Origin of the sequence: Salinispora vitiensis, from assembly GCF_000378825.1 — a bacterium.
In the GTDB taxonomy this organism is placed as follows: domain Bacteria; phylum Actinomycetota; class Actinomycetes; order Mycobacteriales; family Micromonosporaceae; genus Micromonospora; species Micromonospora vitiensis.
Genome location: NZ_KB900388.1, coordinates 4,488,220 through 4,500,869, shown reverse-complemented (window position 1 = coordinate 4,500,869; position 12,650 = coordinate 4,488,220). Strand labels below are relative to the sequence as shown.

Genomic DNA, 12,650 nt, shown 5'->3' with positions numbered 1-12,650 from the left:
TCTTGGATGGCCCAGCGCCCGAAGGCGGCGGGTAGGCGAGGATGGACGGCATGCGCATCGTGGTTCTGACCGGAGGAATCGGCGGCGCCCGTTTCCTGCTCGGGGTGCGGGCTTACGCCCGGACGATCGGCGCCGAGGTGACCGCAGTGGTCAACGTCGGCGACGACCTGTATTTACACGGTCTGAAGGTCTGCCCGGACCTGGACAGTGTCATGTACACGTTGGGTGGGGGTGCCGACCCGGAACGTGGTTGGGGACGCGTCGCGGAGAGTTGGACGGTGCGGGAGGAACTAGCCGCGTACGGGGCAGAACCGGCCTGGTTCGGATTGGGCGACCGAGATCTCGCCACCCACCTGGTCCGCACCACCAAGATCAACGCTGGCTACCCGCTGCACCAGGTCACCGCCGCGCTGGCCACCCGCTGGGAGCCCGGCGTACACCTGCTGCCGGCGACCGACGACCGCCTGGAGACCCACGCGGTGGTCGACCTCGACGGCGGCCAGCGGGCGCTCCACTTCCAGGAGTGGTGGGTACGGCACCGGGCCGAGCTGCCCACGCACCGGTTCGTCTTCGTCGGCGCGGAGGACGCGAAGCCGGCGCCGGGAGTGACCGAGGCGATCGCCGCGGCGGACCTGGTGCTGGTCGCACCGAGCAACCCCGTGGTGAGCATCGCCCCGATCCTGGCCGTGCCCGGGGTGCGGGACGCCGTCGCGGCGGGTCCGGCCCCGGTGGTCGGCGTGTCCCCGATCATCGGCACCGCCCCGGTCCGCGGGATGGCCGACCGATGTCTGGCCGTGCTCGGGGTCGAGTGCAGCGCCGCCGGAGTGGGCGGCCTCTATGGTGGACGGGCCAGCGGCGGTCTGCTCGACGGCTGGCTGGTGGCCGAGGAGGACGCGGCGACGGCGGTGCCGGGGGTGACGGTCCACGCGGCGCCGTTGTGGATGACGGACGAGGCGGCGACCACGACGATGGTCCAGGCCGCGGTGGGGTTGATGTGAACCTGGAGATCATGCCGGTGCGCGGCATCGGCCACGTGTCCGAAGGCGACGACCTGGCCGCCATGATCGTCACGGCGGCGCCGTGGCTACGCGACGGCGACATCCTGGTGGTGACGAGCAAAATCGTCTCGAAGGCGGAGGGACGACTGGTGGACGTCCCGGCCGACGGGCCGGAGCGGCTCGCGGCCCGCGCGGAGGTGCTGGCGGCGGAGACCGCGCGGGTGGTCGCCGCCCGCGGCGCGACCCGGATCGTCCAAACCCACCACGGTTTCGTGATGGCCGCCGCGGGTATCGACGCCTCCAACGTAGACAAGACCCGGCTGGTGCTGCTCCCGGTTGACCCGGACGCCTCCGCCCGGGCACTACGCGCCGCGCTCCGACAGCGGTACGGCCTCGATCTGCGGGTCATCATCAGTGACACCATGGGCCGACCGTGGCGCAACGGGCTCACCGATGTCGCGCTCGGCGTCGCCGGCCTCGACGCCGTCCACGACCACCGGGGTGAGGTCGACCCGTACGGCAACGAGTTGGAACTCACCCAGATGGCGGTGGTTGACGAATTGGCCGGCGCCGGCGAACTGGTCAAGGGCAAGTGCGACCAGGTGCCGGTCGCGGTCGTACGCGGCTACCCAGCCACCCCGCGGGCCGACGACGGCCTCGGGGCCCGGGCCCTGATCCGGGACTCGTCGTTGGATCTGTTCTCGCTCGGCACCGCCGAGGCGCGGGCCACCGGGCTGACCGAGGCCGCCACCCTGCCGAACCGCACCGGCGCGACGTCACCCGACCCGGCGGCGATCGACCGGGCGATCGCCACCGTCGGCACGACGGCGGCCCCCGGCACCGTCTTCACCCACGTCACCGACCCGGCGGCCCGCGACCAACTGGCCGGGACGATACCGGGCTGGCCGGTCGCGGCGAACACCCTGCTCCTCGCCGCCCCGCCGACCCCGGTGGACCCGTTCGGGCTGGTCCGGTTCGGCGCAGACGTACACCGCCTGCGCGCCGCCCTCGCCGCCGAGGGCCTGCCGTCGACCCTGCTGCCGCCCCCACCCGGGACCTCCGCCACCGCGGCCCTGGCGCTCTAGGGCCGATGGCGTCGGGTCGCGGGGCGCCTGCCCCGCGACCCGGCCGGGGTCAGCCCACCCAGAGCGCGACCCGGTGGTCCTCGTCCGTGACGTAGTACCGGCTCCCGTCGAGCTCGGCAAGCCCTTCGACGTGATGAAACGGCGCGAGGTCGGCGACCAGCTCACCGGTGATCCGGTGCCCCTGACCCGGAAGCCGGAAGCGGACGTGTCGGGAGGTCACCTCTCCACCGGCCGGGTGGTCGGCGAGCAGCACCGAGCCCTTCCCGAGCGCGTCGATCGAACCGATCACCGCCGCGTAACCGCCGTCCGAGGTGGGCGCCATCGCCCGGAAACCGGCCAGCGCGCCGGGCGGGGTCACCCCGGTCAGCACGTATCCGCCCAGCGCCTCCGGCCAGGTCGGACTGGGCGCGAAGAGCTGGGGTACGCCGGCCAACTCGACCAGGATCGGGTCGCCCTCGGCGGTGACCGGGAACCGAAGCCCGAGCAGCGCCGTGCCGGCCGGGGTGAAGGCGACCGCCTCCACGTTCAGCGGCAGGTCGTCGGCGCTCAGCCGCTCGACCCAGCCCTTGGACCGGGCGGTCCCCCGCGCCACGGTGGCGCCGATGAACCGGGAACGGACCTGATCTCCTGGCGGCAGCGACGCGAACGGGGCCTTGCGCAGGGCGTCGTTTACCGCCCGATGCAGCCGGAACCGGTTGCGTACCACCTGCACCGGCAGCGGGCCGTGGGCTGCCTCCTGCTCGCGGAACCGGGCCACAAACGCCCGCCGCGGACGCAGCGGACCGGCCTTCGACCCGAAGTGCGACCCGAAGACATACACCCAGCCGTCGTGGTGGGCCAGCGCCTCACCGTCCTCGGTACGGCCGTTCTCGGCTCCGGCGTCGGCGGTCACGTGCTGGGCCGTCCAGGTGCCGTCGGCACGCTCTAGGAGCAACGCGAGGCACCGCTCGACCGGGCCCTCGTCCAGCACCGTCCAGAACCCACGCCGGGCGCCGTGGGCGCGCAGCAGCACCGGCGAACGCACCGGGAGTAGGTCACTGGCCTCGTTGTCGCCCACCACGAATTCCAGGAGTCGCAGAGTCACCGGCCCAGGGTACGAACACCGCACCGTAGGGTTGCGGGCGCACCCGAAACGTAGGAGGCCCCTTGTCAACGCCGGATCTCCACGCCGACGCGCCGCCCAGTCCCACCCTGCACGCCGACGCTCTCACCGTGCTGCGTGGCTGGACACCCACCTCGGTGGCCGCCGCCGAAGCCCGCGACCGGACGCTGGACCTCCTCGCCGCCGGGCCGGAAGCGATGAGTCGGACGCACCGGGCCGGCCACGTCACCGCCAGCGCGCTGGTGCTCGACGCCACCGGTTCCCGGGTGCTGCTCTGCCTGCACGGCAAGCTCCACCGGTGGGTGCAGCTCGGCGGGCACTGCGAGCCCGCCGATTCGACGCTGGCCGGCGCGGCGCTGCGGGAGGCGACCGAGGAGTCCGGCGTGACCGGCCTGCGGATCGATCCGGTACCGATCGACGTGGACATTCACCCGGTCTCCTGCCAGGGCGGGTCATTCCACCACGACGTACGCTTCGCCGTCCTCGCCCCGCCGGACGCACGGATCCAGGTCAGCGAGGAGTCCGAGGAGCTGGGCTGGTTCCCGCCACACCAGCTTCCGACTCCGTTGGCCGGCGGGACCGCCCAGCTGATCACGCCGGCCCTGGCGACACTCAGACGAGCCCCACTTCACCCCGCTCCTTGAGCTCGTCTACGAGTTGTTTCACGTCCTGGGCGCGGTCACGCGGGCAGACCAGCAACGCGTCCGGGGTGTCGACCACGATCAGATCGTGCACTCCGACCGTCGCGACGAGCCGGCCCGAGTGCGGGACAACCACCAGGTTCGTGCTGTCCCGCAACAGGACACTCGGCTTCGCCTCCCCGCCCAGGATCATGTTGCCGGCCGCATCCGCCGGCAGGACCTCGCCGAGGGTGTGGAAGTCACCGACGTCGTTCCAGCCGAAGTCGCCGGGGACGGTCGCCACCCGGCCCGCGGTCGCCGCCCCCTCCATCACCGCGTAGTCAACCGAGATCTTCGGCAGCGCCGGCCAGACCGTGCCGAGCACCTCGTCCTGCTCCTCCGTGCCCCACGCGGCGGCGATCTCGAGAACACCCGCATGCAGTGCCGGCTGCTGTCGGGCCAACTCGGCGAGGAAGACATCCACCCGCCACACGAACATGCTGGCGTTCCAGAGGTGCCGTCCGGAACGGAGGTACGCCTCCGCCACCTCGGCGTCCGGCTTCTCCTTGAACTCGACCACCGGCCGCGGCGATCCGGCCTCGGTCGGCTCCCCGGTCTCCAGGTAGCCGTAGCCGGTCTCCGCCCAGGCCGGGGTGATCCCCACGGTCATCAGCAGCCCCTGCTCGGCACCCTGGGCGGCCTGGCGAACGGTCTCCCGCCACCCAGCCGGGTCACCGATCAGATGGTCCGCCGCGAACGAGCCCATCACCGCGGTCGGCTCCTGCCGGGCGATCACGGCGGCCGCCAGTGCGATCGCCGCGCACGAGTCCCGCGGCGACGGCTCGACCAGGATGTTCTGCTCCGGCATCCCGGCCAGCTGGCGGGCCACCGCGGTGGCGTGTGCCAGGCCAGTGACTACGAAGGTGTGTTCCGGCGTTGCCAGCGGACCGAGCCGCTCCACAGTCGCCTGCAGCAGCGACACGGCGGACCCGGTAAGCGGGTGAAGAAACTTTGGATGCCCGGCGCGGGACAACGGCCACAGCCTGGTGCCGCTGCCACCCGCCGGGATGACGGCGTAAATCACTCGCACATTCTCCCTGAACCGATCGACTGGGGCCGCAGGGTCAGCCGAACCGGCGCCCCGTTCACGCCCGGGCCCGCGACCAGGCGGCGAGGTGCACCTCGGCGCTGGACTGCCAGGTGAACTCCTTGGCCCGGTCGAAACCAGCCTGGGCCAGCGCCAGCCGGCGGTGCTCGTCGTCCAGCAACGCGACGAGGTCGGCGGCGATCTGATCCGGTGCCTCGCTGGTGTAGGCGACCGCCTCGCCGCCCACCTCGGGCAGGGAGAGCCGGGGCGTCGTCAGTACCGGGGCCGCACAGGCCATCGCCTCCAGGATCGGCAGGCCGAACCCCTCGCCGTACGACGGGTAGGCGGAGACCAACGCCCCACCGAGGAAACCGGGCAGGTCGGCGTAGCGCAGGTAGCCGGGGCGGAGCAGGCGCAGGTGTGACGGCACCTCGGCGACCGCGCGATCGATCTCGTCGTCGTGTCCCTGCCCCCCGGCGACCACTAGGGCCGGCGGCTGGTGCCGGTCCGCCACGGCCCGCGCCCAGCCCCGAATCAGGTTGGGGACGTTCTTGCGGGGCTCCTTGGCACCGAGGAACGCGATGTAGCTCTGGCTGCCGAGCCCCAGCCGAGCCCGGACCCGGGCTTTCTCCTCGGCGCTCGGGGCGTGGAACGCGGCATGATCAACGCCGTGGTACGCGACGTCGATCCGGGTCGGGTCGGCGTCCAGCAGCCGAATCAGCTCGTCCCGGGTGGCTTTGCTGGGCACGATCACCCGGTCGGCACGGCGCAGCGACGTCCGGATGGCGCTGCGGAAGAAGGTGCGACGTGACTTGTCGTAGTGCTCCGGCTCGGTGAAGAAGGTGGCGTCGTGCACGGTCACCGTGACCGGACAGCCCGCCCGCAGCGGGCAGGTGTAGAAAGGCGAATGCAGCACCTGGGCGCCGACCTGCTGCGCGAGCAGGGGCAGGCCGGTCTGTTCCCAGGCAAGCCGCGCGGGGCGGTGCGCCACCGCCGCCGGGGCGGGGATGACCTCCGCTCCGGGCAGCATCCGGGAGTAGCGCTCAAGGTCCGTCCGAAGGCTTACCACGACCAGGTCGACGCTGGTGCCGCAGACCTTTCCGAGCGCACCGAGCAGGCCATCAACGTATCTACCGACGCCGCCACGATCGGCGGGAACACTCGTGGCGTCAATGAGCACACGGGGCGGGCTGCCGGCGGTCAAGGGGCGACTCCTTGCACTCGGGGGTGTGGGGTACAACACTTTCGCCGTAAGCCTACGCCGCGTCCCCGCCCCGGCGGTGACTGCGACCCGGCGCCGAACCAGGTCGTCGTCGCCGCGACTCCGGGCGGCGGAGCGTATCGTTCGCGCTGATGGCCGACAACCTTGCCCGGGTCCTCGCCGACGCGATCGCACCCGACCCGACCCGACCGCTGCTCACCTGGTACGACGACGCCACCGGCGAACGCACCGAACTCTCCGGCGCGACCTGCGCGAACTGGGTGGCCAAGACCGCCAACCTGCTGGTCGACGGGGTGGGACTCGCACCAGGCGACACCGCCGGGGTGCTCCTGCCCCCGCACTGGCAGACCGCCGCCGTGCTGCTCGGATGCTGGTCGGCCGGCGTCGCGGTGACCGACCCGCCGGACGATGTGGACGTTCTCTTTGTCGGCACCGGCCGGCTGGCCGAGGCGGAGGGCGCCGGCGCCGGGGACCGCTACCTGCTCGCGCTGGACCCGTTCGCCCGGCCACTGCGGGAGGTGCCACCGGGGTACGCCGACTTCGCCTCCGAGGTACGGACGCACGGCGACCACTTCGGGGCGCCGCCGCCCGGCGGGCCGGACCAGGCTGACCTGGCCGCCCGGGCCGCGGCGCGCGCCGCGGACCTCGGGCTCACTCCCGGCACCCGGGTCCTGATCGACGTTGACCGCTACCCGGACCCGGTCGACTGGCTCCTGGCCCCGCTGACCGCGAGCGCCTCCACGGTCCTGGTCGCACACGCCGACGCCAGTCGTCTCGGCGCCCGCGCCGTCGCCGAGCGGACCACCCTCACCCTGCCCTGACCCCGCGGTCGGTGTCATCCGGTCCGCAGTCGTCCAGGCCCCGCCGTCATCGGGTGCGCCGGTCGGCGGTGTCGTCGTGGGCGGCTCGGCGCTGGGCCAGACCGGCGAAGGCGGTCAGCGACTCCGGGTTGGCCAGCGCGCCCCGGGCCGCCGCCGAGTCGACCGGGGTACCGGTCAGGATCTTCTTGACCGGCACCTCCAGCTTCTTCGCCGACAGGGTCCGCGGTACAGCTCCGACCGGATGGATCTCGTCGGGCACGTGCCGGGGCGACAGGGCGGTACGCAGTTCCCGGCAGATCCGCCCCCGCAGCGCGTCATCCCACTCCACGCCCCCGGCGAGCACCACGAACAGGAGCAGCTCACCGGCGCCGCCCTCGGCGTCCTCCAGGTGCACGACGAGGGAGTCGACCACCTCGTCCAGCCCTTCCACGACTGAATAGAACTCGGCGGTGCCGAGGCGAACCCCACCCCGGTTCAACGTCGCGTCGGAACGGCCGGTGATGACGCAGCCGCCCCGCGGGTTGATCGTGATCCAGTCGCCGTGTCGCCAGACGCCCGGGTAGCGGTCGAAGTACGCCTCCCGGTAGCGGCTGCCGTTGGCGTCGCCCCAGAACCCGACCGGCATGCTCGGCATCGGTTCGGTGATCACCAGCTCGCCCAACGCACCGATGACCGGGGTGCCGTCGCCGGAGCGCGCCTCCACCTTCGCCCCGAGCGCCCGGCAGGCGATCTCGCCCGCGTGCACGGGCAGCAGCGGAGTTCCGCCGACGAAGCCGGTGCAGACATCGGTTCCGCCGGAGAGCGACTGGAGTTGGAGGGTGTCGCCGACGTTCCGGTAGACCCAGTGAAAGCCCTCCGGGGGCAGGGGCGCCCCGGTGGAGCCGACCCCGCGCAGGGCGGACAGGTCGGCGAACTCGGTGGGGACCAGCCCGGCCTTGCGGCAGGCCAGCAGGAACGGCGCCGAGGTACCGAGATAGGTGGTGCCGGTGCGCTCCGCCAGTCGCCACAGCGTACCCAGGTCGGGATAGCCCGGGTCGCCGTCGAAGAGCACGATCGCCGCCCCCACGACCGGCCCGGAGACGAGGAAGTTCCACATCATCCAGCCGGTCGTGGTGAACCAGAAGAACCGGTCCGCCGGGCCCAGGTCGTGGTGCAGGGCGAGCATTTTCAGGTGCTCGAGCAGGATGCCGCCGTGGCCGTGCACGATCGGCTTGGGCAGGCCGGTCGTGCCGGAGGAGTAGAGCACGTAGAGCGGGTGGTCGAAGGGCACCGGTGCGAAGGTGAGCGGCTCGTCGGTGGCCGCGGCGACGTCGGCCCAGGCGATCGTGTCCGGTGGCGGAGGACCGGCCGGGTCGAGGTACGCGATGCCGACGGTATGCGACAGCGACGGCAGGGCGGCGCGGATGGCGGCCACCTCGGCTCGCCGGTCAATCGGCTTCTGGCCGTAGCGGTAGCCGTCGACGGCGACCAGGACCTTCGGCTCGATCTGCTGCCAGCGGTCGGTCACGCTCCGGGTGCCGAACTCCGGCGCACAGGAGGAGAAGATCGCGCCGAGGCTGGCGGTGGCCAGCAACAGCACGTACGTCTCGGGGATGTTCGGCGCGTACGCGGCCACCCGATCGCCCGCGCCGACACCGAGCCGGCGTAGCCCGGCGGCGACCCGGCGGACCTGCTCCCGCAGCTCGGCGGCGGAGAGGGTGACCGGTGGCCGGGTCTGACCGTGGGCGATCACCACCGGGTCGGCGTCGGCGCGGCCCGGCATCCGCAGCACGTTCTCCGCGTAGTTCAGGGTGGCGCCGGGGAACCAGCGGGCACCGGGCATGCTCCGCTCGGCGAGCACGGCCGTGGCCGGGGCGTGCGACACGACCTCGAAGTGGTCCCAGATCGACTGCCAGAAGGCGGGCAGGTCGGTGACCGACCAGCGCCACAGTTCGTCGTAGTCGGCGAAGTCCAGCCCGCGGTGCGTGCTCAGCCAACGCAGGTAGGCCCCGATCCGGGACCGCTCACGCACGTCCGCCGGCGGCGTCCACAGCACCTCACCCATCGCTCCACCCTCCCTCGGCCCGGCACAACGCTGTCCGGCCGTGGCGCCATCTTGCCCTACCTCGAGGCGCCGTAGCTCGCACCTGCTCGGGACGATCGGGGTGCGGGGCGTCGGCGCCGTACCGCGCCGCCGGCTTCCACCGGTCGGCACCGCCGGCTTCCACCGGTCTGGAACGGCGACGACTCAGCCGCGCCGGTGTGCCTGGATCGCCCGCCGACGGGCGAGTCGGTGCGCCCGCCGGATCTCCGCCTCCCGGAAGCGCCGCTGGTCCGCGACGGTCTCCGGGGATAGCGGTGGGACCGGACGCGGACTGCCGTCGGCGTCAACGCCGACGAAGACGAGGTACGCGGTGGCGACCCGCACCGGCTCCCCCTCGGCGGAGTCCCACCGTTCGGCGGTGACCCGCACCCCGACCTCCATCGAGGTCTGCCCGGCCCAGTTGACCTGGGCGTAGGCGTGCACCAGGTCGCCGACCCGCACCGCCTCGGAGAAGACGATCTCGTCGATCGCCGCGGTCACCGCCGTCCCGCCACTGTGCCGGGCGGCGGCGGCCCCGGCGACGTCGTCCACGAACTTCATCAACACCCCGCCGTGCACGGTGCCGTAAAGATTCACATCGACCGCAGTCATTATTTTACTCAGCGTGACCCGGGAGTATGCGGTCGGTCGACCCGGTGCGGTGGTGGCGGGGTACTCGCTCATATCGGAGACGGTACGGTGCGCGGATGCGACATCTTTGGAGCTTCCTAGCGGGTCTCGTGGTGGCACCCGTCACGTGGATCCTGGTTACTCTCGGTCAAGATGGATCGACGCGTACCGTCAACCGCTGGGTGGATATCGATCAGTTCAACTCGGCCAACCTGATCGAGCCAGCGGTCTGGCTGCTCGTCGGCGGCGTCCTGCTCGGACTCCTCGGCACGCTGCGCGTCTCGCCGATCGGCCCGATCGTCGCCGGGCTACTGCTCGCCACCCCCTACCTGGGGATGGCTATCCGTCCCTTCGCTGTCCGCGACCGCATCCCAGCGGACTGGGAGGTCCTCGGCGATCCGCTGCCGCTACGGCTGCCGCTGGAGAACGGGACGCTCTTCCTGATCGGCCTCCTGCTGCTGGTCGCCGGTTTCAGCGGGCAACGCTGGCGGCGGTGGCCGACGACCCAGGCGGAGCCGAACGCGGCGGAGAGCCCGGAGCCGTCGGAGACCCCGCTCGATGACTGGCCGCCCGCACCGGAGCGGGACAGCACCGAGCCGATCCTGGGCCGCCGAAACGCCGACCCGACCGAAGCGCTACCGCAACACACCGGCGGCGTGGACCCCTGGTCCACCCCGCCGCCGGGCAGCCACCGGCAGACAACCCCCACGGGGCTTCGCTGACCTGCCGACCGAGCCCCGCGTCCGGCCCGTTGCCGGCGGGCCGGACGCGGGACACCCGGGGGGTACGCATCGTCAGGGACGGTAGTCGTCGTGGAGCACGACGCGGGAGAGCTCATAGCCACCCGGGGTACGCCAGTAGTGCAGCCGGCGAGCGGCGGCCGACTCCCGCTGCAGGGCCACCCGCCAACAGGTCGCACCGTCAGCCCGACGCACATAGCCGCTGCCGGCCCGGCCGGTGCGAAGCTGATGCGGGTAACGCCCGGCGAGGTGCTGGACCTGGCCGGTGAGCACCTCGACCACGACCGTCACGACCTTCGCCCGACTGATGCCCTCCAGCTGTTCCAGGGAGTCCAGGAAGCCGGCGCCCAGGATGTACGGGGCGAGTGGCCGGTCGGCCTTCTCGGCAGCGGGAACGCGCTGCGCCCACTCGCAGGTGACCTCATGGCGGAACTGTTCCTCGGGATCGAGGAAGAGCATCGCCTCCCCAGCTGCTGGCTGACCGGCGCGGTCCTGGGCGCTCCGGAGCTGCTTGACCAGCCGCTGCCGAGCCAGATCGGCGCCGCGGTAGCGGGTCTGTAGCTGCTCGACGGCGCCGACCGCCTGCGCGAGCTCGGCCTCCAGCTCCGCCGCCCGGAATCGCAGATCCGCCAACTCGTCGGCGAGGGCCTTGCGGGTCGCCTGCTCGGCTGCCAACTCATTACGCAGCTGTACGACCTGGGCCTGCTCCCCTGCTGGCGCCGTGCCGGCAGGACGCGCCAGCACCGGATGCAGGGCCGAGGGAAGGCGTCGGGCCAGATCCAACGGCGTCGGCTGCCGCGCCGGCACCCGCCGTACGACCTGCTGCGGTGGCGTGGCGGGCGGCAGCGGGGGCGCTGATGGTCGAGGCGTCGATGTCGGTGCGGGCCGCAGGTCGGGCGGACGTAGCCAGGGAGGCCCGCCGGGGAGCAGACTCAGCGCGGGTTTCACCTGTTCCGTGTCGTCAACGTCGTCAAACCGCAGCGCCGGCGGGGTGAGCGTGACGAGGCGACCGGCGACGGTCTCCCCAACACTGAACAGGCCGCTCAGTCGGTCTCTCCGGTTGGAGGTGACCGCGTCCAGGCCGACCTCGACGGTGAGCCCGGGCAGAAGTCGTACGGTGACAGCTTCGTCGGCCACCGCCACCACCTCGGCCAGCACCACCTCACCGACCTGGTACGCCTCGTTGACGGCCGCCAGGGCGCTAGGGACGTCACCGAAGCGCAGCGCCGCCCGCAGGTCCAAACAGCGCGAGACCCGGTCATAGCTGCCGGTAACCGCCTGCCCCTTGGTGAGCAGCTGATCCAGGGCAACGCCGGGGAGTGTCAACTCCTCCCATACGGTCGCCACCGCCTGGTCATCCAACGTCACGAGCGCTCGGGACCCGATCAGGCCCTGCACCCGTCCCGTTCGACGTTGAGCCTCGGGACGAGCCCGGGGTTCGACCAGCCCGGCCGACAGCGCCGCCTGCAGCGCATCGCTGATCAGCTGTTCGGTGATGCGGCGACGGTCCTGGCGGGAGTAGGCGAACCGCAACCTACTGCGGGTCGGGTCGTGCACCCAACCGTGGTCGACCGGGTACACCCGCCCCGCCCCGCCGTAGACCTGGGTCATCGACGGCATCACCCGCGAGAATGCCCAGGAGACATCGCTCGTGGGCATCAGTACCACCTCAGCCAGATCCCCCACCGCCGCTTTGAGCTCATCGGGATCGCCGAACGGCTCGTCATACCCGGTGGGCAGGGTGAGTACCGCGACCGGCCACGGCCGCCCCGGCGTCAGCAACCGGTGGGCGAGTTCGCTGGCCTCAGCCGCGGAGGTGATCCGCTGTACCGCCAGCGGCGGGGCGGCAGCGCCGACGGTCACCTCCGGTATGGGCACCCCCATCAGTTCCGACCTCCTACCTCATCGGAATCGACGAGGGGTCGGGGCAGCCGACGCCAGGGGGTCGACGACGGTATCACGAAGGACGGTGACGTATTCGATGATCGGGGCGCTCGAATGATCTCCTTTACCTCGATCTCTGGTGCACCGCGTTTGGAGTCGAGCGAAACGGCGTGCCGGGCCGGCACCGAAGCGCATCCCCGGTCCCGGAGAAAACCGGACCCAAACACGTACTTCCCCCTTGAGAAACCGAGCTAAACCGTAGGGCGACTATGCAAGGGGACAGTGGACGGCACAAGCCTAGGAGCACGTCGAAGGCCCTGCCTTACCCGTTTGGCCGACCGCTGCCGCCGAAATTGTTGACACTGCCGCCCGATTGGGGGAACGACAAAACCTTGTCGC

11 protein-coding genes are annotated in these 12,650 nt (G+C 71.9%); 5 read left to right on the top strand and 6 right to left on the bottom strand.

Annotated elements, in window-relative coordinates:
- Positions 1 to 50: 50 nt before the first annotated feature.
- Entirely contained in the window at positions 51 to 998 is a 948-nt protein-coding gene (gene cofD / locus SALPAC2_RS0121350; RefSeq protein WP_026184989.1) for a 2-phospho-L-lactate transferase, read from the top strand.
- Entirely contained in the window at positions 995 to 2,083 is a 1,089-nt protein-coding gene (locus SALPAC2_RS0121345) for a coenzyme F420-0:L-glutamate ligase (RefSeq protein ID WP_018218660.1), read from the top strand. The genes cofD and SALPAC2_RS0121345 overlap by 4 nt, the downstream gene beginning before the upstream one ends.
- A 49-nt stretch (positions 2,084 to 2,132) precedes the next feature.
- On the opposite strand, the gene SALPAC2_RS0121340 is transcribed toward SALPAC2_RS0121345, so the two are convergent.
- Positions 2,133 to 3,167: a hypothetical protein gene (locus tag SALPAC2_RS0121340; protein WP_018218659.1), complete on the bottom strand. Its 1,035-nt coding sequence runs from the start codon at positions 3,165 to 3,167 to the stop codon at positions 2,133 to 2,135.
- Between the two features lie 62 nt (positions 3,168 to 3,229).
- Here SALPAC2_RS0121340 and SALPAC2_RS0121335 point away from each other — a divergent pair, with 62 nt between their 5' ends.
- Positions 3,230 to 3,829: an NUDIX hydrolase gene (locus SALPAC2_RS0121335; RefSeq protein ID WP_018218658.1), complete on the top strand. Its 600-nt coding sequence runs from the start codon at positions 3,230 to 3,232 to the stop codon at positions 3,827 to 3,829.
- Here SALPAC2_RS0121335 and SALPAC2_RS0121330 read toward each other — a convergent pair.
- Both SALPAC2_RS0121330 and SALPAC2_RS0121325 read right to left on the bottom strand, forming a co-directional pair.
- Positions 3,798 to 4,895, bottom strand: a complete 1,098-nt coding sequence (locus SALPAC2_RS0121330; RefSeq protein ID WP_026184988.1) for a mannose-1-phosphate guanylyltransferase — start codon at positions 4,893 to 4,895, stop codon at positions 3,798 to 3,800. The genes SALPAC2_RS0121335 and SALPAC2_RS0121330 overlap by 32 nt on opposite strands.
- A 55-nt stretch (positions 4,896 to 4,950) precedes the next feature.
- Complete coding sequence (locus tag SALPAC2_RS0121325) at positions 4,951 to 6,096, bottom strand: glycosyltransferase family 4 protein (protein WP_026184987.1); 1,146 nt, start codon at positions 6,094 to 6,096, stop codon at positions 4,951 to 4,953.
- Between the two features lie 149 nt (positions 6,097 to 6,245).
- Here SALPAC2_RS0121325 and SALPAC2_RS0121320 point away from each other — a divergent pair, with 149 nt between their 5' ends.
- A complete protein-coding gene (locus SALPAC2_RS0121320; RefSeq protein WP_018218655.1) occupies positions 6,246 to 6,935 on the top strand; it encodes a TIGR03089 family protein in 690 nt (229 codons plus the stop codon).
- Between the two features lie 46 nt (positions 6,936 to 6,981).
- Here the strand turns inward: SALPAC2_RS0121320 and SALPAC2_RS0121315 are convergent, their stop codons facing one another.
- On the bottom strand, positions 6,982 to 8,979 hold the full coding sequence (locus SALPAC2_RS0121315; RefSeq protein WP_018218654.1) for an acetoacetate--CoA ligase: 1,998 nt from the start codon (positions 8,977 to 8,979) through the stop codon (positions 6,982 to 6,984).
- Between the two features lie 183 nt (positions 8,980 to 9,162).
- Complete coding sequence (locus SALPAC2_RS0121310; protein WP_018218653.1) at positions 9,163 to 9,681, bottom strand: acyl-CoA thioesterase; 519 nt, start codon at positions 9,679 to 9,681, stop codon at positions 9,163 to 9,165.
- A 56-nt stretch (positions 9,682 to 9,737) separates the two neighbouring features.
- On the opposite strand from SALPAC2_RS0121310, the gene SALPAC2_RS0121305 reads away from it, so the two are divergent.
- A complete protein-coding gene (locus SALPAC2_RS0121305) occupies positions 9,738 to 10,349 on the top strand; it encodes a hypothetical protein (protein ID WP_018218652.1) in 612 nt (203 codons plus the stop codon).
- 72 nt (positions 10,350 to 10,421) lie between these two features.
- On the opposite strand, the gene SALPAC2_RS0121300 is transcribed toward SALPAC2_RS0121305, so the two are convergent.
- Positions 10,422 to 12,251: a hypothetical protein gene (locus SALPAC2_RS0121300; RefSeq protein ID WP_026184986.1), complete on the bottom strand. Its 1,830-nt coding sequence runs from the start codon at positions 12,249 to 12,251 to the stop codon at positions 10,422 to 10,424.
- Positions 12,252 to 12,650: the final 399 nt, after the last annotated feature.

Bases quoted from the DNA above. Each gene is read 5' to 3' on its own strand.
- cofD (WP_026184989.1), top strand. From the start codon at position 51: ATGCGCATCGTGGTTCTGACCGGAGGAATCGGCGGCGCCCGTTTCCTG.
- SALPAC2_RS0121315 (WP_018218654.1), bottom strand. From the start codon at position 8,979: ATGGGTGAGGTGCTGTGGACGCCGCCGGCGGACGTGCGTGAGCGGTCC.
- SALPAC2_RS0121310 (WP_018218653.1), bottom strand. From the start codon at position 9,681: ATGAGCGAGTACCCCGCCACCACCGCACCGGGTCGACCGACCGCATAC.
- SALPAC2_RS0121320 (WP_018218655.1), top strand. From the start codon at position 6,246: ATGGCCGACAACCTTGCCCGGGTCCTCGCCGACGCGATCGCACCCGAC.
- SALPAC2_RS0121300 (WP_026184986.1), bottom strand. From the start codon at position 12,251: ATGGGGGTGCCCATACCGGAGGTGACCGTCGGCGCTGCCGCCCCGCCG.